Below are 20,644 nucleotides of genomic sequence, written 5' to 3' on the forward strand. Positions count from 1 at the left end.
TTGAGCGGACAACCACTAGTGCTGCACAAAGCCTTGCTGGCTCAACTTCCATACTGTAGACAATATTTCGTCGACATCTGTTGTCAGTTCCGCGGTATCCCTCGACCGAACGGAGCTTCCCGTCATGAAAGTCGCAGTCCTCGGCGCCGGGGCGATCGGCGCCTACGTCGGTGCCGCGCTCCACCGTGCGGGCGCCGACGTGCATCTCATCGCCCGTGGACCGCATCTGGCGGCCATGAGGCAGTACGGAGTACGGGTCCGCAGCCCGCGCGGCGACTTCACCGCGCACCCCCGCGCCACCGACGACCCGGGTGAAGTCGGCCCGGCCGACTACGTGTTCCTGGGACTGAAGGCCAACTCGTACGCGGCGTGCGGGCCGCTGATCGAGCCGCTGCTGCACGACACCACGGCGGTCGTGGCCGCCCAGAACGGCATCCCCTGGTGGTACTTCCACCGCCACGGCGGCCCCTACGACGGGCGCCGGCTGGAGAGCGTGGACCCGGCCGGCGCGGTCAGCGCGGTACTCGCCCCCGAACGGGCCGTGGGCTGCGTGGTCTACGCGGCCACCGAACTCGAACAGCCCGGTGTCGTCCGGCACGTGGAAGGCACCCGGTTCTCCGTGGGCGAGCCCGGCCGCGAGGTCTCGGCACGGTGTCTGGCGTTCAGCGAGGCGATGCGCGCGGGCGGCCTGAAGTGCCCGGTCGAGCCCGACCTGCGCGGCGACATCTGGCTGAAGCTGCTGGGCAACATCTCCTTCAACCCGATCAGCGCGCTGGCCCGCGCCACCATGCGGCAGATGTGCCTGCACGGCGGCACCCGGCAGGTCATCGAGACCATGATGACCGAGACGCTGTCGGTGGCCGCCGCGCTGGGCTGCGAGGTCGGCGTCTCCGTCGAGCGCCGCCTCGCGGGCGCCGAGCGGGTCGGCGACCACCGCACCTCCACGCTCCAGGACCTGGAGCGCGGCAAGCCGCTCGAACTCGACGTGCTGCTCGCGGCCGTCGTCGAGCTGGCGGAGATCACCGGGGTCCCGGTGCCGACCCTGCGCACCGTGCACGCCCTGTCGGACCTGCTCGCGCTGAGGAGCGCCGCATGAGCCAACGCCAACGAAACCGCCGGAACCGGAACCCGAAGACCTACACCCGCCTCACCCACCCCCTCGTCCGTGACGCGCGCGACGCGCCCTTCCGACCCGCCACCTGGGACGAGGCGCTGGACCGCACCGCGCGGGGCCTGGCGGCGGCGCGCGGCGCCTTCGGGATGTTCTCCTGCGCGCGGGCCACCAACGAGATGAACTACGTGGCGCAGAAGTTCGCCCGGGTGGTGATGGGCACCCACAACGTCGACTCCTGCAACCGCACCTGCCACGCGCCCAGCGTCGCGGGCCTGTCGGCCGCCTTCGGCTCGGGCGGCGGCACCTCGTCCTACGAGGAGGTCGAGCACACCGACCTGATCGTGATGTGGGGCTCCAACGCCCGTTTCGCGCACCCGATCTTCTTCCAGCACGTGCTCAAGGGCATCCGGGCCGGCGCCCGCATGTACGCCGTCGACCCGCGCCGGACCTCCACCGCCGAGTGGGCGGAGAGCTGGCTCGGGCCCAACGTGGGCACGGACATCCCACTGGCGCACGCGGTCGGCCGCGAGATCATCCACGCCGGGCTGGCCAACGAGGCGTTCATCGAACGGGCCACCACCGGCTACGCCGAGTACCGCGCGCTGGTCGAGCCGTGGACGCTCTCCCTCGCCGAGAAGGTGACGGGCGTACCGGCGGCGGCCATCCGCGACCTGGCGCACGCCTACGCCCGCGCCGAGCGCGCCCAGCTGTGCTGGACCCTCGGCATCACCGAGCACCACAACGGCACCGACAACGTCCGCGCGCTGATCAACCTGGCCCTGCTCACCGGCCACGTCGGCCGCTACGGCTCGGGCCTCCAGCCGCTGCGCGGCCAGAACAACGTGCAGGGCGGCGGGGACATGGGCGCCATCCCCAACCGGCTGCCCGGCTTCCAGGACGTGCTGGACCCGGAGGTCCGGCTGAAGTTCGAGTCGGCCTGGGACACGGTCATCCAGCCGCACCACGGCCTCACCCTCACCGAGATGTTCGAGGCGATGGACGAGGGCTCGCTGCGGGCCGTCTACTGCATCGGCGAGAACCCGGCCCAGTCGGAGGCGGACAGCGAACAGGCGATCCGCCGGCTGCGGGCGCTGGACTTCCTCGTCGTCCAGGACATCTTCCTGACGAAGACCGCCGAACTGGCCGACGTGGTCCTGCCGGCGACGGCCGGCTGGGCGGAGACCGACGGCACCACCACGAACAGCGAGCGCCGGGTGCAGCGCGTCCGCAAGGCGGTGACCCCGCCCGGCACGGCCCGGGAGGACATCGACATCCTCTGCGACCTCGCGGCCCGCCTCGGCCACGACTGGAAGTACGCCGACGCCGAGGCGGTCTGGAACGAACTGCGCTCCCTGTCCCCGGACCACCACGGGATGACGTACGCCCGCCTGGAGGAGCACCAGGGCATCCAGTGGCCGTGCCCGAGCACCGAGGCACTGGAACCGACCTATCTGCACGGCAGGCTGTGGGAGCCGGACCCGGCCCTGCGCGGTCTGCCCGCGCCCTTCGGGATCGTGGCGCACGACCCTCCCGTGGACCTCACCGACGAGGAGTACCCGATCCGGCTCACCACCGGACGGCGCCTCGACTCCTACAACACCGGCGTGCAGACCGGCGGTTACGCCTCCCCGCTGCGCCGTGGCGAGTCGGTCGAGCTGTGCCCCGAGGACGCCGAGCGCTACGGGGTGGCGGTCGGCGAGGAGGTGCGGGTGACCTCGCGGCGCGGCTCGCTGCTCGCGCCCGTCTGGGTCGACACGGCACTGCGCCCCGGGCTGGCCTTCATGAGCTTCCACTTTCCCGACGAGGTGGACACCAACCAGCTGACCATCGAGGCCAACTGCCCCATCGCCGGGACGGCGGAGTTCAAGGCCTCGGCGATCCGGATCGAGAAGGTGAGCACCGGTGGACCTGCGCTTCGGTGACGGCAAGCCGACGGACGAGGAACGCGCGGCCGTCGACGCCCTGCTCGGCCCGCCCGAGTCGTCCTGGGAGGGCGCCGACGACCGTTCCGACGCCGATCTCAGGTGGGCCCGCGGCGGACGCGAGGCCCGGGACCGCCGCGACCTGCTGCTGCCCGGACTGCACGCCGTCAACGACCGGATCGGCTGGATCAGCGAGGGCGCCCTGGACTACCTGTGCCGCCGCCTGACCGTGCCGCCGGCCGAGGCGTACGGCGTCGCCACGTTCTACGCCATGTTCTCGGTCCGCCCCCGCCCCGCGACCGTCCTCCACGTCTGCACCGACCTGGCGTGCACGACGGCGGGAGCGGGCGAGCTGTGCGCGGCGGTCGAGGCACGCCTGGGCCCGGAGAGCGGCGTCAAGGTCGAACGCTCCCCCTGCCTGGGCCTGTGTGAACGAGCCCCCGCGGCCTTGGTGATACGCGCGGGACATTCACCGTCCGGCGACGATCCAGCCCGTCCGGCGTTCGAGGACGAGGCCGTCCAGGCCGACAGCGGGGGTCCGGGGGCGGCAGCCCCCGGGGTCGGGAACGGGAAGGGGCGGCGGGGGCGAGAAACCCACTACGCCACCGCCGTCACAGCCCCCGCGACCCCGGAGGCGACCATCAAAGCGGCCACCGCCCCCGAGGACGCCCCACCCGAACCCGCCCCCGCACTCGCGGTCCCCCAGGCCGGCTCACACGACCTCACCCTGCTCAAACGCATAGGAACCACCGACCCCACCTCCCTGGACGCCTACCGCGCCGCCGGCGGCTACACCGCCCTGCGCCGCGCCTTCGCCCTCGGCCCCGCCGGCGTCATCCGCGAGGTCACCGACGCCGGTCTGGTCGGCCGCGGCGGCGCCGCCTTCCCCACCGGACGCAAGTGGCAGGCGACCGCCGCCCAGCCCGACCACCCGCACTACCTGGTCTGCAACGCCGACGAATCCGAGCCGGGCACCTTCAAGGACCGCGTCCTGATGGAGGGCGACCCGTACGCCCTGGTCGAGGCGATGACGATCGCGGCCTACGCGACCGGCGCGCACCGCGGCTTCCTCTACCTCCGCGGCGAGTACCCGCGCGCCCTCGCCCGCCTCACCCACGCCCTCGCGCAGGCCCGCGCCCGCGGCCTGCTCGGCGACGACGTCCTCGGCCAGGGCTACGCCTTCGACATCGAGATCCGGCGCGGCGCGGGCGCGTACATCTGCGGTGAGGAGACCGCCCTGTTCAACTCCATCGAGGGCTACCGGGGCGAGCCGCGCTCCAAGCCCCCGTTCCCCGTGGAGAAGGGCCTGTTCGGCAAGCCGACGGTGGAGAACAACGTCGAGACGCTGGTCAACGTCCTGCCGATCCTGACCATGGGCGCCCAGGCGTACGCGGCGATCGGCACGCCGACGTCCACCGGGCCGAAGCTGTTCTGCGTGTCGGGCAGCCTGCGCAGGCCCGGTGTGTACGAACTCCCCTTCGGCGCGAGCCTGGGCGAACTGCTCGCCCTCGCCGGTGTCCGCGACAACCTGCGGGCGGTGCTGCTGGGCGGGGCGGCCGGCGGGTTCGTCCGCCCCGACGAACTCGGCATCCCGCTCACCTTCGAGGGCACCCGCGAGGCCGGCACGACGCTCGGCTCCGGGGTCGTCATGGCCTTCGACGACACCGTCCCGCTCCCCCGGCTGCTGCTGCGCATCGCCGAGTTCTTCCGCGACGAGTCCTGCGGGCAGTGCGTGCCGTGCCGGGTCGGGACGGTGCGCCAGGAGGAGGCGCTGCACCGGATCGCGGACCGCACGGGCGTCGCCGCGGCCGGGGACGTCGCACTGCTGCGGGAGGTCGGGCGGGCGATGCGGGACTCGTCGATCTGCGGTCTGGGGCAGACCGCGTGGAACGCCGTGGAATCCGCCATCGACCGTCTGGGGGCGTACGAATGACCGCGATACCGCTCGGAGTGCCGCGCCGGCTGGTGGAGTTCACCCTCGACGGGCAGGAGGCCCGGGTCCCCGAGGGGTCGACGATCCTGGACGCCTGCCGGGCCGCCGGGAAGGACGTCCCGACCCTGTGCCAGGGTGACACGCTCACCCCGAAGAACGCCTGCCGGGTCTGCGTCGTGGAGGTCGAGGGCGGCCGGACCCTCGCCCCCGCCTGTTCGCGCCGCGCGGAGGAGGGCATGGTGGTGCGCACGGACACCGAGCGTGCCCGGCACAGCCGCAAGGTCGTGCTCGAACTGCTCGCGTCCTCGGTCGACCTCTCCACCACCCCGTCGGTGGCCCGGTGGATCAAGGAGTACGAGGCGAAGCCGGACCGCTTCGGGCCCGACGCCGCCCGCGTCGACGAGGAGCCGCGCGTCGACAACGACCTGTACGTCCGGGACTACGGCAAGTGCATCCTCTGCTACAAGTGCGTGGACGCCTGCGGGGACCAGTGGCAGAACAGCTTCGCCATCTCCGTCGCCGGCCGCGGTTTCGACGCCCGGATCGCGGTGGAGCACGACGGTCCGCTGACCGACTCGGCGTGCGTCTACTGCGGCAACTGCATCGAGGTGTGCCCCACGGGCGCCCTCTCCTTCAAGTCGGAGTTCGACATGCGGGCCGCCGGGACGTGGGACGAGGAGCGGCAGACGGCGACGACGACGGTGTGCGCGTACTGCGGTGTGGGCTGCAACCTCACGCTCCACGTGCAGGACAATGAGATCGTGAAGGTCACCTCGCCGCACGACAACCCGGTGACCCACGGCAACCTCTGCATCAAGGGCCGCTTCGGCTACCAGCACGTACAGAACCGGGACTGACCGGCAAGGGGCACGACATGGGACGAGTGACGGAACGACGCAAGGTGATCCGCGTGCGGGACGGCGCGGTCTCCACCCGCCCGGACACCCTCGTCGCCGAGGAACCGCTGGAGATCCGGCTGAACGGCAAACCGCTGGCGATCACGATGCGCACCCCCGGCGACGACTTCGCGCTGGCGGCCGGCTTCCTGGTCAGCGAGGGCGTGCTCGCCGAGCGGGCCGATCTCCAGAACATCGTGTACTGCGCCGGCGCCACGGCCGACGGCTCGAACACGTACAACGTGGTCGACGTGCGGACCTCACCCGGCGTGGCCATTCCCGACATCACCCTGGAGCGGAACGTCTACACGACCTCGTCCTGCGGGCTGTGCGGCAAGGCGAGCCTGGACGCGGTGCGCACGACAGCCCGCTGGCCCATCGCCGACACTCCCCCGGTCCAGGTCACCCCGGAGCTGCTGGCGGACCTGCCGGACCGGCTGCGCGCGTCCCAGCGGGTCTTCGACCGGACCGGCGGGCTGCACGCGGCGGCCCTGTTCACCGAGGACGGGGAGCTGGTCGACGTACGGGAGGACGTGGGGCGGCACAACGCGGTCGACAAGCTGGTCGGCCGCGCCCTGCAGAACGGGGACCTGCCGCTGTCCCGCTCCGTCTTGCTGGTGTCGGGCCGGGCCTCCTTCGAGCTGGCGCAGAAGGCCGTGATGGCGGGCATCCCGGTGCTGGCAGCGGTGTCGGCACCGTCCTCGCTCGCGGTGGACCTGGCCGCCGAGACGGGGCTGACGCTGGTCGGGTTCCTGCGCGGCAGCTCCATGAACGTGTACGCGGGCGAGGACCGCGTCGCCCTGCGGGCCGCGGCCGCCCAGGGCTGACCCTGCTCCCCGCGGCACGGCGGCGGGGTCCCGGCCGGCGGGGAGCGCCCCCTGCGCCGCGGGGCCCCGCCGTGAATGGCATCGGTCACATCGCCTTTCCCCACGGCCTCACGCTCTGGTAGGAGTGGCTGGACCCGTACGTTCCCCCGCGAAAGCCGCGTTCCATGACTGACTTCGTGCTCGACCTCTCCCTGGAGGAGGCCCGCAGGCGTGCCGAGGTGGTGGCGGCGCTCGGTCCCGACTGGGACCCGGTCGCCGCGCTGCGTTCGGAGCAGGAGGCGCACGCCCTGCTCTACTCCGGGCTGGACGCGGAGCAGGAGCGGACGTACGCGATGCTCGTGGCGGCCGGTGTGCTGCCGGAAGCGGACCGGGGCGATGCGTCTCCCCATTGATCCGCAGGCGGACCGGGCCCGCCGCGCCTGGGTCCCCTGCCCCGGCTGCGACGACGCCCGCGACTGCGGGACGTGCGCCGCACGGCGGAACTGCCCGGCGCACTGGCGCTACCTCATAGCGAACGACGGACCGCGCGTCCACCTCCAGTGCCCGGGCTGCACCCACACCTGGACCCTGGACACCCGCCCCGGACGGCGCGGCCGGTCCGGCTGACCCGGCGGCGCGGCCCGCCCCGCCGCCGGGACCGGTCAGCAGATCCGCGGCAGTTGCTCCCCGAGCGGCATGTCCACCACCCGTGTGCCGCCGAGCCCGGTCCGGGCGACGACCATGCCGGGGTGGTCCGCGACCACCTCGCCGACCACCGCCGCCTCGGCGCCCAGCGGATGGGCCCGCATCGCGGCGAGGACCGCGTCGGCGTGGTCGCGCGGGACGAAGGCGACGAGCTTGCCCTCGTTGGCCACGTACATCGGGTCGAGGCCCAGCATGGCGCACGCCCCGGCGACGGGTGCCGGCACCGGCACCGCGCGCTCCTGGACGGCGATCCCGCACCCGGAGGCCGCGGCGATCTCGTTGAGCGAGGCGGCCAGGCCGCCGCGGGTCGGGTCACGCAGCGCGTGCAGGCCCGGGCAGACCGCCAGCATCGCCTCGACCAGCCCGCCCAGCGCCGCGCAGTCGCTCTCCACGTCCGTCTCGAACCGCAGGTTCTCCCGCTCGCTCAGGATGGCCACGCCGTGCACCCCGATGGCGCCGCTGACCAGCACGACGTCGCCCGGCACGACCCGCCGCGGGTGCGGGTCGACGCCGTCGGGGACCAGGCCGATGCCGGAGGTGTTGACGTAGACGCCGTCGCCGTGCCCGGCCTCCACGACCTTGGTGTCGCCCGTGACGACCCGGACCCCGGCCGCGCGGGCGGCGGCCCCGAGCGCCTCGGCCACCCTGGCGACCGTGTCGATCGGGACGCCCTCCTCCAGGATCAGCCCGCAGGAGAGGTAGGCGGCACGGGCCCCGCTCATGGCGAGGTCGTTGACCGTGCCGTTGACGGCGAGGTCGCCGATGCTGCCGCCGGGGAAGAACAGCGGCCGGACCACGAACGTGTCGGTGGAGAAGGCGAGCCGTGCCCCGCCCAGTTCGACCACGGCCGAGTCGGTCAGCGGCACCGGCGCGGGACCGGCCAGCGCCGGGACGACGACCTGCTCGATCAGTTCGGCGGACAGGGCGCCGCCCCCGCCGTGGCCCATCACCACGCGCGGCCCGTCCCGCAGGGGCGCCGGGCAGGTCCAGGAGAGCATGTCCGGTGCTGCGGTGGTGTCAGACAACGGCGCTGCCCTCCAGGCTCGTGGCGGACGGACGGGCCGGCAGTTCCAGCCGCCGGTACAGGTAGTACGCCGCGCAGGCGCCCTCGCTGGAGACCATGGTGGCCCCGAGTGGCGTGCGCGGGGTGCAGGTGGTGCCGAAGACCTCGCACTCGTGGGGTTTGAGCAGGCCCTGCAGGACCTCTCCGCTGCGGCACTCGGCGGGCTCGCGGGTGGCGATGTCGCCGACCTGGAAGCGGTGTTCGGCGTCGTGGTCCCGGTAGCGGGCGGAGAGCCGCCAGCCGCTGTCCGGGATGGTCCCGATGCCTCGCCAGGCGCGGTCGGTGACCTCGAAGACGTCGTCCAGCATCGCCAGGGCGGCCGGGTTGCCCTCGGGCCGCACCGCGCGCGGGTAGGCGTTCTCGACGGTGTGCTCGCCCCGTTCCAGCTGACGCACCGTGCGGCGTACGCCCTCCAGGATGTCGAGCGGTTCGAACCCGGTCACCACGATGGGCACCTGGAACCGTTCGGCGAGCGCCGGGTACTCCTGGGTGCCCATCACGCTGCACACGTGTCCGGCGGCCAGGAAGCCCTGCACCCGGCAGTCGGGCGACCGCATGACCGCCTCGATCGCGGGCGGGACGCGCACGTGGGAGACGAGCAGGCTGAAGTTGCGGATGCCGCGCCTGCGTGCCTGATGGACCGTCATGGCGTTGGGCGGGGCGGTCGTCTCGAAGCCGATGCCGAAGAACACGACCTCGCGGTCGGGGTTCTCCTCGGCGATCCGCAGGGCGTCGAGCGGGGAGTAGACGACCCGGACGTCGCCGCCCGCGCTCCGGACCTGGAACAGGTCACGGCCGGTGCCCGGCACGCGGAGCATGTCGCCGAAGGAGCAGAAGATCACCCCGGGGCGGGAGGCGATCTCCAGGGCCTTGTCGATGACCTCCAGCGGGGTCACGCACACCGGGCAGCCCGGCCCATGGATCAACTCGATGCCCTCGGGGAGGAGTTGGTCGATGCCGTGCCGGATGATGGTGTGCGTCTGGCCGCCGCACACCTCCATCAGCGCCCACGGCCTGGTCACCGTGGCCCTGATGTCGTCGAGGAGGCGGGCCGCCAGCTCCGGGTCCTGGAACTCGTCGATGTACTTCACCGCCGCGCCTCCTCTGCGAGGCCGTCGCCGTCCGCCGGGCCGGGCTGCCCGGCCCGCGCGGCCTGCTCGGCCTGTTCCCACGGGTCGCCGAACTCCTCCTGGAGCATCCCGAGGTTCTCGAACAGCTCCAGAGTCCTGCGGGCCGACTCCTCGTCGAGCCGTTGCAGGGCGAAGCCGACATGGACGATGGTGTACTCGCCGACCTTCAGGTCGGGCAGGTACTCCAGGCACACCTCCTTGACCACGCCGCCGAAGTCGACGGTGGCCATCCGGGTGCCGTCCCTGTCCTCGACGCCCAGCACTCTGCCGGGTACCGCCAGGCACATGTCTGTCTCCTCACTGGTTGAGAGCCGCGGCGCGGGCGGCCACGACGAGCTGGCCGAGGGCCAGTCCGCCGTCATTGGGCGGGATCGCCCGATGACGCAGCACGGTGAAGCCGTCGGCACGCAGGCCGCGGGCGCAGGCGGAGGAGAGCACCGTGTTGGCGAACACTCCGCCGGTCAGGGCAACCGTCCGCAGGCCGGTCTCCTCGCGGGCCGCCGCGCACACCGTCCGCACCAGGCGGGCGACGGCGTGGTGGAACCGGGCGGCGACGACGGCCGCGGGGGTGCCCCGTCGTACGTCCTCCACCACGGCGGCCAGCAGGGGCGCGGGGCCGGCGCTCAGCGGGGTGCCGTCGTCCCGCTCGCGGCCGGCCGTCAGGTGGAAGGTGTGGCGCGGATCCTCGCCGACCCCGTCCCCGGCAAGTACGGCCGCCGCCTCCAGCGCGATCGCGGCCTGTGCCTCGTAGCCGGCGTGGTGGCAGACGCCGGCCAGTGACGAAACCGCGTCGAAGAGCCGGCCCATGCTGGAGGTCGGTACGCAGTTCAGCCCGGTCTTCAACTGCTGTCGCAGCAGCGTGAGTTCGGCGGGCGGACAGGCCGCGGTGCACGGCAGGTCGGGTCCGGCGGCGAGGCCCGCGGCGTGCAGGTGCGCCAGCGCCATGCGGTAGGGACGTCGTACCGCCGCGTCGCCGCCGGGCAGCGGCACGGGGGCGAGGTGCGCGAAGCGGCGGAAGCCGTCGTACCCCGCGAGCAGGAACTCGCCGCCCCACACGGAGCCGTCGTCCCCGTGCCCGGTGCCGTCGAAGGCGACGCCGATCACCCGCTCCCCCTCGGGCACACCGTGCTCGGCGAGGACGGAGGCGATGTGCGCGTGGTGGTGCTGGACCCGGAGCACCGGTCGGCCCCCGGCGTGCCGTCGCGCCCAGGACGCCGACCGGTACGCCGGATGCGTGTCGGTGACCAGCACCTCCGGGCGGACGCCGGTGACCGACTCCAGCTGCCGTGCCGCACGCCCGAGCGCCCGCTGGGTCGACAGGTCGTCCATGTCGCCGATGTGGGCGGAGAGCCAGGCCCGGTCGCCCTGGCCGAGGCAGAAGACGTTCTTGAGGTCGCCGCCGACGGCGAGCGCCGGGACCACCGGGACGGGCAGCGTCACCGGCAGCGGGGCGTAGCCGCGGGAGCGGCGCAGGACCAGCGGCTCACCGTCGCAGACGCGGACGACGGAGTCGTCGCACGGCACGTGGATCGCCCGGTCGTGGGTGAGCCAGGCGTCGGCCAGCCCGGCCAGCCGCTCCAGGGCCTCGTCGTCGTCGGTGACGATGGGTTCTCCGGAGAGGTTGCCGCTCGTCATCACCAGCAGCCGGGGCGCGTCGGCCGGGCCGTCCGCGCCGGTCGTGCCGAGCAGCAGATGGTGCACGGGCGTGTACGGCAGCATGACGCCGAGGTCGGGGCTGCCCGGCGCGACGCCGTCGGCCGGCGTCGGGGCGCCCGGCACGGCACCGGCGTCCGTGCGCCGCCGCATCAGGACCACCGGGCGGACCGCGCCGGTGAGCAACTCCCGTTCCACCGGGCCGAGGTGCACGAGGTGTTCGATGTCCGCGACGTCCCGGGCCATCACCGCGAACGGCTTGGCGCCCCGGGCCTTGCGGCGGCGCAGCCCGGCGACCGCCTCCGGGCGGGTGGCGTCGCAGGCGAGGTGGTAGCCGCCGATGCCCTTCACCGCGAGGACGGCCCCCGCGGCGAGCATGGCACGCGCCGCGGCGACGGGGTCGGCCCCGGACGCCGAGCCGTCCGGGGTCACGGCGTCCCGGCCGTCCGCCGTGACGAGCCGCAGCCGCGGTCCGCACGCGGGACAGGCCACGGGCTGCGCGTGGAAGCGGCGGTCGGCGGGGTCCCGGTACTCGCGGTCGCAGTCGGCGCACAGGGGGAAGCCCGCCATCGTCGTCTGCGCACGGTCGTAGGGCAGGCCGGTGACGATGGTGAAGCGCGGCCCGCAGTTCGTGCAGGTGATGAAGGGGTGGCGGTGGCGCCGGTCGGCGGGGTCGGCGAGTTCGGCCAGGCAGTCGCGGCAGGTCGCGGTGTCGGGTGCCACGAGGGTGCGGACCCGGCCGCCGGCGCCGGAGGGGACGATGCTGAATCCGCGTTCCTCGGTGGCGGGGACCTCGGTCGTCTCCACCGAGTCGACCACCGCGAGGGGCGGTGCGCCGGGTACCAGCCGGGCGCAGAAGAGGTCGACGTCCCCCGTCGGGCCCTCGACCTCCACCAGGACGCCGTCACCGGTGTTGGTCACGTGCCCGGCGAGCCGCAGGTCCTTGGCGAGCCCGTACACGAACGGGCGGAAGCCCACCCCCTGCACCACGCCGCGTACGACGACACGGGCCCGCCGGGCCGGCGGGTCCCCCTTCGGTGGTGCACCCGTGCCGGGGGTGGTGTTCACACCTGGGCCCGGTCCATCACCGGGGCGTGGACCGCGTCTCCGCCCACGGCGGCGAGTGCCCGGTCGACGAGCACGCCGGCGCCCTCGCCGGTGCGTACGGAGCTGAGTACGACGTCGACACCCGGGTTGACCTGCTGCACGTGGGCGCGGAAGGCGGCCTCGTCGAACTCGGCCGGTCCGGCCAGGTCGGACTTGGTGACGATCACGAGCTGGGCGAGGCCGAACGCGGTGGGGTACTTGAGCGGCTTGTCCTCGCCCTCGGTGACGGAGGCGAGGACGACCCGCAGGGACTCGCCGAGGTCGTAGGAGGCGGGGCAGACGAGGTTGCCCACGTTCTCCACGAAGAGCAGGCGGGTGTCCTCGGGCAGCCAGTCGTGCAGGTGCCCGGCGAGCATGTCCGCCTCCAGGTGGCACAGACCGTCGGTGAGCACCTGCTTGACCGGTACGCCGGCCCGGGCCAGGCGGTTGGCGTCGTTCTCGGTGGCGAGGTCCGCGGTGAGGGCCGCGACGGCGGTGCCGCGCTCCCGGGCCAGCCGCAGCTCACGCTCCAGCAGGGCCGTCTTCCCGCTGCCCGGGCTGGACAGGAGGTTGATCACCGTCGTGCCCCGGGCGGTGAGTTCGGTGCGCAGGATGCCCGCCGCCATCGTGTTCTTGGCGAGCACGGCCTGCCGGAGGTCGACTGTGCGGCACATCGTCAGTTCTCCTCGGGGTGCGTTGCGGGGGTGGTGGTGACGGGCGTCCCGTCCGCCCAGGCCACCTCGGTGATGGTCAGTTCGCGGCCGGACAGCAGCTCGGTGGCGGCCCCGTGGCAGTGGGCGCACACCAGGTCCGGGGGCATCCCCGTGTCCCAGGTCCGTGCGCAGGGGGTGCAGCCCGCCCGTCCGGGGACCGTCCGGGTGCGGAGTTCGCAGCCCTCCAGGACCGTGCCGGCGCAGGCGAGTTCGAAGCAGAAGCCGAGCGCGTCGGGGACCACTCCGGCCAGTTCGCCGATGTCGACGCCCACCTGTCGCACCCCGTGGGCGCCGCGGGCGTGCGCGGCCTGTTCGACCTGGTCCACGACGGACATCGCGACGGACATCTCGTGCATCGCCACTCCGTCCTGGGCGGGGGATGACTGGCGCCGCTCATTGGTTGCGCCGCTCATTAGAGGAGGCTCGCCGGTGCCGGACCGACCGGCGCGCCGGGGCGGAACGGACGCGTAGCCCGTTCGGTGGTGGTGCTGTGGGGCGGCGTCACATCCTGCGGATGCGCAGGTACCGCCGGACGTCGGGCCAGAAGCTCGCGACGGCCACCGCCAGGGCGGTCGCGGTGAGAGAGGCGGCGGCACCGCCGACGAAACGCTTGTTCATGGGGTTCTCCGTTCTCGGTTCTCGTGGGCTTCGTGCGGCGGCGCGTCAGACGACCGCGGCGTCGCGGATCAGTTCGCCGGCCGTCCGCACCGCCTCCGGCACGGCCGCGGCGACCCGCGGGCTGAGGCCGATGCCCTCCTCGACGGTCCCCGGTTCGCAGCCGACGACCAGGGTCCGCCGTGGCGGCCGCGCGCCGGTGCCCGCGCACAGGGTGTCCAGCAGGGCGAGTACGGCGTCGGGTGACATCCGGTGGCCGTCCAGGGCGGGGGCGTCGGGTGCCCGGCGGGCGCCGGGGGCGGAGGCGTCGATCACGTACAGCGTGCCCGGCTCGCCGCCCCGCGCGGTCGCGTCGAGCAGGATGAGCGTGTCGTACCCGTCGAGGAGCCGGTAGGCGAGGTGGACGCCGCGGATGCCGATGTCGGTGACCTCGACGCCGTCGGGGAGGTCCTGGCCGGCCAGGACGCGGGCCGCCTCGACGCCGAAGCCGTCGTCGCCGAGGAAGATGTTGCCCACCCCGGCGACCAGAGTGCGGGGGCGGGCGGGTCCGGTGCCGGTGGTCATACGGCCTCCTCGGTGTCCGCGACGTCCACCTCGTCGGGCTGGAAGTAGAGGTAGCGGCCCTGTTCCCGGCGGATGTCGGCGCCGGGGTCGTCCTCGACGGTGACCGCGATGTGCACGCCCCCGTCGACGTCGTGGAGGACGGCCTCCACCAGGGCGCGCCGCCCGCTGAGGAACAGGTCCTGGGCGTCGGAGTGCCGCAGCCGGGGCCGCAGTACGACGCGGCTGCCGGCCCGCACGTGGTGGCCGTCGACGAGGACGTGGTCGGTGGCCGGGTCCACGGAGTCGTCGGCGCCGGGGTCCCACCACGGGGTGTCGGGCCGTACGCCGCCCGGCCCCGCGGAGCCGGGATCGGGCGGGGGTCCGCCGAACACCGGTACGCCGTCGGGCGGCCGGGGTGCGCCGGGGGTGGTGATCTCACGCAGGCCGCGGACCGCTCCGTGCAGCCGTTCCAGCACCTCGGCGGGCAGGGAGTCGGCGAGGTCGACGACCGCGGCGGCCCGGTCGTCGGTGCCGCGGGCCTCGCGCTTCTCCTCGTCGGTGAGGGCCGCGGTGCGCAGGGCGAGGATCTCGTCGATCTCCGTGGCGTCGTACAGCGCACCAGGGCTCTCGGGGGCGATGGCCGGGTGGTCCTCCAGGATGATCGGTGAGGACAGCACCAGGTCGGCGGAGCCGGGTTCGCCCGCGAGTACGGGCCAGGTGTGCAGGTTGCGGCACTGGGCGACGGCGCCCTTGGCCCACTCCGGCGGGTCCGTCGGCGACAGGAACCGTCCGGCGTCCAGGCGCAGCAGCGTGTGGGCGGCGACCAGGGACCGGGCCAGGGCGGTGTCGCGGGTGGGGGTGGTGTCACCGTCCGGCGTCCAGTCGCTGGTGTTCTCCAGGACCACACGGAGGCGCCGGGTGGTGTACGGGCCGTCCAGGTCGTCCGCGGACAGGCGCAGCCGGGCGCTGATCTCCTCGCGGCGGCGCAGCAGTCGGCCCACGACGCGCCCGGTGGCGTCGGTCACCGGCTCGGTGTCCTCCGCGGCCGGCCGGGTGACGGGGACGACGACTCCGGTGCCCGCGAGGGCGTCCACGGCGACGGTGAGCCGGACCTGTTCCTCGTGCCCCTCGTCCCAGGGGACCAGGACCCGGTCGTCCAGGCGCAGTTCGGCCACGGTCTCGAAGCCGCCGTCCGGCAGGGCCCGCTGGACGGTGCGCCGCACGGCGTGCAGGAACCGCACCTCGACGGCGAGGCTCGCTGCCTTGCGGGGTTCCATCAGCAGCTCGGTGTGCTGGAAGTCGTGCTCCTCGGCAGCCGAGGTCCAGGACGGGGGTACGAGGACGCCGAACTGCCAGCGCAGCCGGTTCTTGGCCGCCGAGGCGCGGTAGGGGTAGAGCACGTACCCCTCGAACAGCACGGCGTCGGCGACCTGGCGCGCGACGGCCAGCCGGGTCTCGGTCGCGGAGGTGAACGTGGTCGTGGTCACGGTGTCCTCTCCCCCGCCGCCCGCAGCAGATGGCCGACGGTGGCCTCCCAGGAGGGCAGCGCCTGCCGCGACCGGAAGTCGAGCAGCGCGTCCATGGCGTCCCGGGGCAGGCGCAGCCAGCCGGAGCCGGGGAAGTGCTGCTCGACCATCTCCCGCCAGGTCTTCACCGGCATCCGGAACGCGGCCTCCTTGTCCCACGGGACGGGTTCGACGTGGAAGCCGCGGGCCCCGGTGAAGGCGGTGCCGGAGAAGAGCATCAGCAGGGGCACCTCGCCGTCCTCCAGGGCGTTGAAGTAGCGGGTGGAGGCGATGTCCATGTCGTAGGTGCAGGGCACCACCAGGTCGGTCTCGGTCTCGCCGGTGAACCCCTGGACCATCACGGGCACTTGGGCGAACTGCACGGGGTTGAGGCTGCTGCCCCAGCGGGACCGCTCGCCGAAGAGGTCGCCCAGGGCACGGGCCTCGCCGTCGCCGTAGCCGCGGCGGGCCGGCTCGATGCGGATCTGGCAGCGCAGCGCCAGCGCGTGCACGCGGGTGCCGGGGGACGCGGTGACACGCAGCCGGAAGACGAGCGTGGGACCCGCGGCGTACGGGTCGGCGCGCACCCCGGTGCAGGAGAAGTCGAACGCGGTCACGCGCGGCCCCCTCGGTGGTCGCGGGCCCGCTCGCGGACGTGGGTGAAGAAGGCCTCCAGTTCGGCACGCGCCTGTGCGCCCCCGTCGAAGCCCTGCCACCGCAGCCGCATGCGGCCCACCAGCTCGTAGCAGATGTCGACCGGGACGAGGTAGCACTCGACGCGGTCCTGTTGCTTGCGCAGCAGCAGCGCCTCCACGTCGGGTTCGAGGAGGCCGGCCAGGGAGGTGGCGGCGAGTACCGGCTGCCAGGACTCCGGCTCCAGTTCGCTCTCGGTCGCGCCGGCCGGACTGGGGTAGAGGGCGACCAGCCGGTCCAGCGCGGAGTTGCGGAAGAAGAAGGCGACGGAGACGGGGATGCGCAGGCGTTCCCACGCCTGCTCGTCGACCTGGTGCCCGGGGTCGCTCAGGTAGCGTCCGGGGACCGTGCGGAAGCGGCCGGTGGTCCCGCCGGAGCGGTCCAGCAAATGGGCGCAGGGGTCGCAGGCACAGGCCAGCGCCCGCTGCTCGGTGTCGACCAGATGCCGGTGCCGGGTGTCGGCCAACGGCACCGCGCACAGCTCGCACCGCTCCTCCCGGGGCGGGCGGGGCGCCGTGAACCGCCGCAGCCCGCGGGGCCCGGGGTGCGGCGCTCCCGGTCCGGGTGCGGGCGGGTCCGGCAGAGTGGCGGGAGACGTCGCACGCTCGGCCGGGGCTGCCGGGTGGTGGCCGGCGGAGGTCCGCCCCGCGTGCGGGGCGCGCGGCCCCGGCCGTCCGGCGGCCGCGGCACCGCCCCCGTCGGCCGGGGGGTGGGCGCCGGTGCCGTGTCGGTCCGCGGCCGGGGTGCGGGCGGTCACCGCGGCGTCCGGGCCGGTGCGTGGGGGCCGTCCCCGGCCGCCCGCGGCGGGGCCGCGCCGATCTGGAGCAGGACCGGTTCCCCTGCCGTGTCGTCCTCCAGGACGACCTTGGTGACCTCGGGGGCCAGGCAGGCGAGCGCGTCGCGGGCCGACTCCTCCACGGCGTCCCGGGAGCCGCCGCATCCGCAGCCGCCGGACACGACCGGGCGCAGGCGCAGTTCGCCGGTGGCCGGGTCGAAGCCGGTGTTCTCCACGGATTGCGGGAGGCCCTCCAGGGCGCGGGCGATGCGGGTGGCGGCGTCGTGCGGGTGCAGCCCGTGCAGGACCAGCAGGCTCGCAACCAGGTCGTCGGCGAGCAGGGCGTCCAGGGCGCCGGCGGCCGGCCGGCCGGGTTCGCGGCCGAGCAGTTCCACGGTGCGGGCGAGCCCGGCGCCGTAGAACTCCATGAGGACGCGCACCAGTTCGTCGGCGGCCTCGCACGCCGCGCGGTCGCCGGAGGCGGCGAGCCGGTCCAGGATCTCCTCGACCCGCCGGCCGGCCCGCTCCGCGTCGAGTACGCCGCTCATCCGGCCAGACCGCTCAGTCCGGTGGGCACGTGCATCGACTTCACCGTCCGGCCGTCACCGGTGTACATGTGGACTCCGCACGGCAGACAGGGGTCGAAGCTGCGTACGGCGCGCATGATGTCGATGCCCTTGAAGTTCTCCGGGGAGTTCTCCTCGAAGATCGGCGTGTTCTGCACGGCGTCCTCGTACGGGCCGGGGGTGCCGAACGTGTCGCGGGTGGAGGCGTTCCACGGGGTCGGCGGGTACGGATGGTAGTTGGCGATCTTGCCGTCCCGGATGACCATGTGGTGCGAGAGCACGCCGCGCACCGCCTCGGTGAAGCCGACGCCGATGGACTCCTCGGGCACCTCGAACTTCTCCCAGGTCTGGGTGCGTCCGGCGCGGACCTCGGCGAGGCCCATCTCCGCGCAGTGCAGGGCGACTGCCGCGGCGTAGGCCTGGAAGTAGGTGCGGGCGCGGTTGCGCTCCAGCGCGTTGCTCCACTTCGGGATCTTCCACTCGAAGGTGGTCTCCGGCTTGGTGAGCGTGCGCGGCAGGTTGATGACGACGCTGTGGCCGGTGGCCTTGACGTAGCCGATGTCGACGAGGCCCGACAGCGCGGTGGACCAGAGGCGGGCGATGGGGCCGCCGCCGGTGTCCAGTGCCAGGTGGTCCTTGCCGTCGAACCAGCGCGGTGACATCACCCAGCTGTACTTGTCGTCGAAGTTCCGCTTCTGCGGCGCCGGGATGGTGTGCTGGTTCCACGGGTGGCGGGGGTCGACCGGGTTGCCGAGCGGGTCGTGGGTGACGAACTGCTCCTGGCCCTCCCAGTCCTCGTAGTACGAGGAGCCCAGCAGGATGCGGATGCCGAGGTTGATGTCGGTGAGGTCGTTGGTGACGAGCTTGCCGTCCACGACGACACCCGGGGTGACGAACATGCGCCGTCCCCAGTCCGACATGTTGGCGTACGTGAAGTCGCAGTACTCGGGGTCGTTGAGGGCGCCCCAGCAGCCGAGCAGGACGCGCCGGCGGCCGACCTCCTCGTAGCCGGGCAGGGCCTCGTAGAAGAAGTCGAAGAGGTCGTCGTGGAGGGGCACGACCCGCTTCATGAACTCCACGTAGCGCATGAGCCGGGACATGTAGTCGGTGAAGAGCTGGACCGAGCCGATGGTGCCGACACCGCCCGGGTAGAGGGTGGAGGGGTGCACGTGGCGGCCCTCCATCAGGCAGAACATCTCGCGGGTGTACCGGCTGACCTGGAGCGCCTCGCGGTAGAACTCGCCCTCCAGCGGGTTGAGCGAGCGCATGATGTCGGCGATGGTGCGGTAGCCGTGCTCGGCGGCGTGCGGGGCCTCGGTGCGTTCGGCGAGTTCGAGGACGCCGGGGTTGGTCTCGCGGACCATCTTCTCGCAGTAGTCGACCCCGACCAGGTTCTCCTGGAAGATGTTGTGGTCGAACATGTACTCCGCGGCCTCGCCGAGGTTGATGATCCACTCGCCGAGGTGCGGCGGCTTCACGCCGTACGCCATGTTCTGCGCGTACACCGAGCAGGTGGCGTGGTTGTCGCCGCAGATGCCGCAGATGCGGCTGGTGATGAAGTGCGCGTCGCGCGGGTCCTTGCCGCGCATGAAGACGCTGTAGCCGCGGAAGACCGACGAGGTGCTGTAGCACTCGGCGACCCGCTTCTGCTTGAAGTCGATCTTCGTGTGGATGCCGAGGCTGCCCACGATCCGGGTGATCGGGTCCCACGCCATCTCCACCAGACCGGTGCCGTCACCGGCCGTCGTCGAGGTCGCCATGGTGTCTGTGCTGCCCTTCGTCGGTTTGGGGTCTGCGGGAGAGGGTGCGGGGTCTCACCACGGCGGCCGGTAGCCGGTGGTGATCTCGCGGCCGGTGTGCCGCCACTTGGGCTCCTTGTCCACCGTCCGGGCCGTGATGGTCCGCAGCCTGCGGATCACGGCGCCGTACGCGCCGCTCGCGGTGCTGGAGAGCTTGCCGCCGGGCGGCTCGTCCATGAACGGCATGAACTTGTCGGGGAAGCCCGGCATGGTGCAGGCGATGCAGATGCCGCCCACGTTGGGGCAGCCGCCGATGCCGTTCATCCAGCCGCGCTTGGGCACGTTGCACTTCACGACGGGGCCCCAGCAGCCCAGCTTCACCAGGCACTTGGGCGAGTCGTAGGACTCGGCGAACTGGCCCTGCTCGTAGTAGCCGGCCCGGTCGCAGCCCTCGTGGACGGTGGCCCCGAACAGCCAGGTCGGGCGGAGCTTGTCGTCCAGCGGGATCATCGGCGCCGAACCCGCGGCCTGGTAGAGCAGGTAGGTGAGGGTCTCGGCGAAGTTGTCGGGCTGGATGGGGCAGCCGGGCACGCAGACGATCGGGATGCCGGCCTGCGACGTCCAGTCCCAGCCCAGGTAGTCGGGCACGCCCATCGCGCCGGTCGGGTTCCCGGCCATCGCGTGGATGCCGCCGTACGTGGCGCAGGTGCCGATCGCGACCACGGCCAGCGCCTTCGGGGCGAGCCGGTCGATCCACTCGGACGTCGTGATGGGCTGGCCGGTCTCCGGGTTGTCGCCGAAGCCGCACCAGTAGCCCTCCTGCTTGATGGACTCGTTCGGGATGGAGCCCTCGACCACGAGGACGAAGGGGTCGATCTCGCCACGCTCGCCCTTGAAGAACCACTCGATGAACGTGTCCGAGCCGCCGACCGGTCCGCACTCGAAGTCGATGAGCGGCCAGTGCACGGCGATCTTCGGCAGGCCCGGCAGGGCCCCGAGGGCGATCTCCTCGATGCTGGGCTGCATGGCGGCGGTCAGGGCGACGGAGTCGCCGTCGCAGCTCAGGCCGGCGTTGATCCAGAGGATGTGGATCGGTTTCTCGTCCGTGCCGACCGCGGCGGAGTCCGGTTCCGCGCCCGTGGCCGGGGGTGCTGCGTTCATCACTGCCTCCCGGGGAGGAAAACGGC

The 20,644-nt window shown here is 73.1% G+C and carries 21 protein-coding genes; 7 read left to right on the forward strand and 14 right to left on the reverse strand.

Features of this window, described 5'->3' with window-relative positions; genetic code table 11:
* The first annotated feature begins 64 nt into the window (after positions 1-64).
* From ACFW01_RS18600 to ACFW01_RS18630, 7 genes are all read left to right on the forward strand, one after another.
* The gene (locus tag ACFW01_RS18600; RefSeq protein WP_384504821.1) at positions 65-1,096 is read left to right on the forward strand and encodes a 2-dehydropantoate 2-reductase; all 1,032 of its coding nucleotides are present in this window, start codon (positions 65-67) and stop codon (positions 1,094-1,096) included.
* Positions 1,093-3,036 carry a molybdopterin oxidoreductase family protein gene (locus ACFW01_RS18605; RefSeq protein WP_384504660.1) on the forward strand — a complete coding sequence of 648 codons (1,944 nt, stop codon included), beginning with the start codon at positions 1,093-1,095 and terminating at the stop codon, positions 3,034-3,036. The genes ACFW01_RS18600 and ACFW01_RS18605 overlap by 4 nt, the downstream gene beginning before the upstream one ends.
* A complete protein-coding gene (locus tag ACFW01_RS18610; protein WP_384504663.1) occupies positions 3,017-4,969 on the forward strand; it encodes an NAD(P)H-dependent oxidoreductase subunit E in 1,953 nt (650 codons plus the stop codon). Before ACFW01_RS18605 ends, ACFW01_RS18610 begins: the two co-directional genes overlap by 20 nt.
* The gene (locus ACFW01_RS18615) at positions 4,966-5,826 is read left to right on the forward strand and encodes a 2Fe-2S iron-sulfur cluster-binding protein (protein WP_234956811.1); all 861 of its coding nucleotides are present in this window, start codon (positions 4,966-4,968) and stop codon (positions 5,824-5,826) included. Before ACFW01_RS18610 ends, ACFW01_RS18615 begins: the two co-directional genes overlap by 4 nt.
* Positions 5,827-5,843: 17 nt before the next feature.
* Complete coding sequence (gene fdhD / locus ACFW01_RS18620; protein WP_384504667.1) at positions 5,844-6,692, forward strand: formate dehydrogenase accessory sulfurtransferase FdhD; 849 nt, start codon at positions 5,844-5,846, stop codon at positions 6,690-6,692.
* Positions 6,693-6,856: 164 nt separating this feature from the next.
* Positions 6,857-7,084, forward strand: coding sequence for a DUF6400 family protein (locus ACFW01_RS18625; RefSeq protein WP_125490636.1), 228 nt, complete (start codon positions 6,857-6,859; stop codon positions 7,082-7,084).
* Positions 7,068-7,298 carry a hypothetical protein gene (locus tag ACFW01_RS18630; protein ID WP_122618995.1) on the forward strand — a complete coding sequence of 77 codons (231 nt, stop codon included), beginning with the start codon at positions 7,068-7,070 and terminating at the stop codon, positions 7,296-7,298. Before ACFW01_RS18625 ends, ACFW01_RS18630 begins: the two co-directional genes overlap by 17 nt.
* A 35-nt stretch (positions 7,299-7,333) precedes the next feature.
* On the opposite strand, the gene hypE is transcribed toward ACFW01_RS18630, so the two are convergent.
* The 14 genes from hypE to ACFW01_RS18700 form a co-directional block, all read right to left on the reverse strand.
* Positions 7,334-8,401, reverse strand: coding sequence for a hydrogenase expression/formation protein HypE (gene hypE / locus ACFW01_RS18635; protein WP_384504672.1), 1,068 nt, complete (start codon positions 8,399-8,401; stop codon positions 7,334-7,336).
* On the reverse strand, positions 8,394-9,530 hold the full coding sequence (gene hypD / locus ACFW01_RS18640; RefSeq protein WP_384504674.1) for a hydrogenase formation protein HypD: 1,137 nt from the start codon (positions 9,528-9,530) through the stop codon (positions 8,394-8,396). Before hypD ends, hypE begins: the two co-directional genes overlap by 8 nt.
* A complete protein-coding gene (locus ACFW01_RS18645) occupies positions 9,527-9,856 on the reverse strand; it encodes a HypC/HybG/HupF family hydrogenase formation chaperone (RefSeq protein ID WP_234956808.1) in 330 nt (109 codons plus the stop codon). Before ACFW01_RS18645 ends, hypD begins: the two co-directional genes overlap by 4 nt.
* Before the next feature lie 10 nt (positions 9,857-9,866).
* Positions 9,867-12,290 (reverse strand): carbamoyltransferase HypF, encoded by a 2,424-nt coding sequence (gene hypF / locus ACFW01_RS18650; protein ID WP_384504678.1) that lies wholly within the window; start codon positions 12,288-12,290, stop codon positions 9,867-9,869.
* Positions 12,287-12,982, reverse strand: coding sequence for a hydrogenase nickel incorporation protein HypB (gene hypB, locus ACFW01_RS18655; RefSeq protein ID WP_384504681.1), 696 nt, complete (start codon positions 12,980-12,982; stop codon positions 12,287-12,289). The genes hypF and hypB overlap by 4 nt, the downstream gene beginning before the upstream one ends.
* Before the next feature lie 2 nt (positions 12,983-12,984).
* A complete protein-coding gene (locus ACFW01_RS18660; RefSeq protein ID WP_384504684.1) occupies positions 12,985-13,434 on the reverse strand; it encodes a hydrogenase maturation nickel metallochaperone HypA in 450 nt (149 codons plus the stop codon).
* Positions 13,435-13,522: 88 nt separating this feature from the next.
* Positions 13,523-13,639, reverse strand: a complete 117-nt coding sequence (locus tag ACFW01_RS18665) for a DUF6893 family small protein (protein ID WP_373463032.1) — start codon at positions 13,637-13,639, stop codon at positions 13,523-13,525.
* A 45-nt stretch (positions 13,640-13,684) separates the two neighbouring features.
* Positions 13,685-14,200 carry a hydrogenase maturation protease gene (locus ACFW01_RS18670; RefSeq protein WP_234956805.1) on the reverse strand — a complete coding sequence of 172 codons (516 nt, stop codon included), beginning with the start codon at positions 14,198-14,200 and terminating at the stop codon, positions 13,685-13,687.
* Entirely contained in the window at positions 14,197-15,666 is a 1,470-nt protein-coding gene (locus tag ACFW01_RS18675; RefSeq protein ID WP_234956804.1) for a hypothetical protein, read from the reverse strand. The genes ACFW01_RS18670 and ACFW01_RS18675 overlap by 4 nt, the downstream gene beginning before the upstream one ends.
* On the reverse strand, positions 15,663-16,301 hold the full coding sequence (locus tag ACFW01_RS18680) for a DUF6084 family protein (protein ID WP_234956803.1): 639 nt from the start codon (positions 16,299-16,301) through the stop codon (positions 15,663-15,665). The genes ACFW01_RS18675 and ACFW01_RS18680 overlap by 4 nt, the downstream gene beginning before the upstream one ends.
* Positions 16,298-16,960 carry a DUF5947 family protein gene (locus ACFW01_RS18685; protein ID WP_384504824.1) on the reverse strand — a complete coding sequence of 221 codons (663 nt, stop codon included), beginning with the start codon at positions 16,958-16,960 and terminating at the stop codon, positions 16,298-16,300. Before ACFW01_RS18685 ends, ACFW01_RS18680 begins: the two co-directional genes overlap by 4 nt.
* A gap of 170 nt (positions 16,961-17,130) precedes the next feature.
* Positions 17,131-17,700, reverse strand: coding sequence for a hypothetical protein (locus ACFW01_RS18690; RefSeq protein ID WP_384504689.1), 570 nt, complete (start codon positions 17,698-17,700; stop codon positions 17,131-17,133).
* Positions 17,697-19,478, reverse strand: coding sequence for a nickel-dependent hydrogenase large subunit (locus tag ACFW01_RS18695; RefSeq protein WP_122618984.1), 1,782 nt, complete (start codon positions 19,476-19,478; stop codon positions 17,697-17,699). Before ACFW01_RS18695 ends, ACFW01_RS18690 begins: the two co-directional genes overlap by 4 nt.
* A 54-nt stretch (positions 19,479-19,532) precedes the next feature.
* Positions 19,533-20,618: a hydrogenase expression protein HypE gene (locus ACFW01_RS18700; RefSeq protein ID WP_384504692.1), complete on the reverse strand. Its 1,086-nt coding sequence runs from the start codon at positions 20,616-20,618 to the stop codon at positions 19,533-19,535.
* Positions 20,619-20,644 lie beyond the last annotated feature (26 nt).

Origin of the sequence: Streptomyces sp. NPDC058985 (assembly GCF_042740985.1) — a bacterium.
Taxonomy (GTDB): Bacteria; Actinomycetota; Actinomycetes; order Streptomycetales; family Streptomycetaceae; genus Streptomyces.

Excerpts from the sequence above, each read along its gene's own strand:
- hypB (WP_384504681.1), bottom strand. The coding sequence starts at position 12,982 with ATGTGCCGCACAGTCGACCTCCGGCAGGCCGTGCTCGCCAAGAACACG.
- ACFW01_RS18700 (WP_384504692.1), bottom strand. The coding sequence starts at position 20,618 with ATGAACGCAGCACCCCCGGCCACGGGCGCGGAACCGGACTCCGCCGCG.
- ACFW01_RS18695 (WP_122618984.1), bottom strand. The coding sequence starts at position 19,478 with ATGGCGACCTCGACGACGGCCGGTGACGGCACCGGTCTGGTGGAGATG.
- ACFW01_RS18615 (WP_234956811.1), top strand. The coding sequence starts at position 4,966 with ATGACCGCGATACCGCTCGGAGTGCCGCGCCGGCTGGTGGAGTTCACC.
- ACFW01_RS18665 (WP_373463032.1), bottom strand. The coding sequence starts at position 13,639 with ATGAACAAGCGTTTCGTCGGCGGTGCCGCCGCCTCTCTCACCGCGACC.
- ACFW01_RS18630 (WP_122618995.1), top strand. The coding sequence starts at position 7,068 with ATGCGTCTCCCCATTGATCCGCAGGCGGACCGGGCCCGCCGCGCCTGG.
- ACFW01_RS18645 (WP_234956808.1), bottom strand. The coding sequence starts at position 9,856 with ATGTGCCTGGCGGTACCCGGCAGAGTGCTGGGCGTCGAGGACAGGGAC.
- ACFW01_RS18605 (WP_384504660.1), top strand. The coding sequence starts at position 1,093 with ATGAGCCAACGCCAACGAAACCGCCGGAACCGGAACCCGAAGACCTAC.
- ACFW01_RS18670 (WP_234956805.1), bottom strand. The coding sequence starts at position 14,200 with ATGACCACCGGCACCGGACCCGCCCGCCCCCGCACTCTGGTCGCCGGG.
- ACFW01_RS18625 (WP_125490636.1), top strand. The coding sequence starts at position 6,857 with ATGACTGACTTCGTGCTCGACCTCTCCCTGGAGGAGGCCCGCAGGCGT.
- ACFW01_RS18690 (WP_384504689.1), bottom strand. The coding sequence starts at position 17,700 with ATGAGCGGCGTACTCGACGCGGAGCGGGCCGGCCGGCGGGTCGAGGAG.
- fdhD (WP_384504667.1), top strand. The coding sequence starts at position 5,844 with ATGGGACGAGTGACGGAACGACGCAAGGTGATCCGCGTGCGGGACGGC.
- ACFW01_RS18660 (WP_384504684.1), bottom strand. The coding sequence starts at position 13,434 with ATGAGCGGCGCAACCAATGAGCGGCGCCAGTCATCCCCCGCCCAGGAC.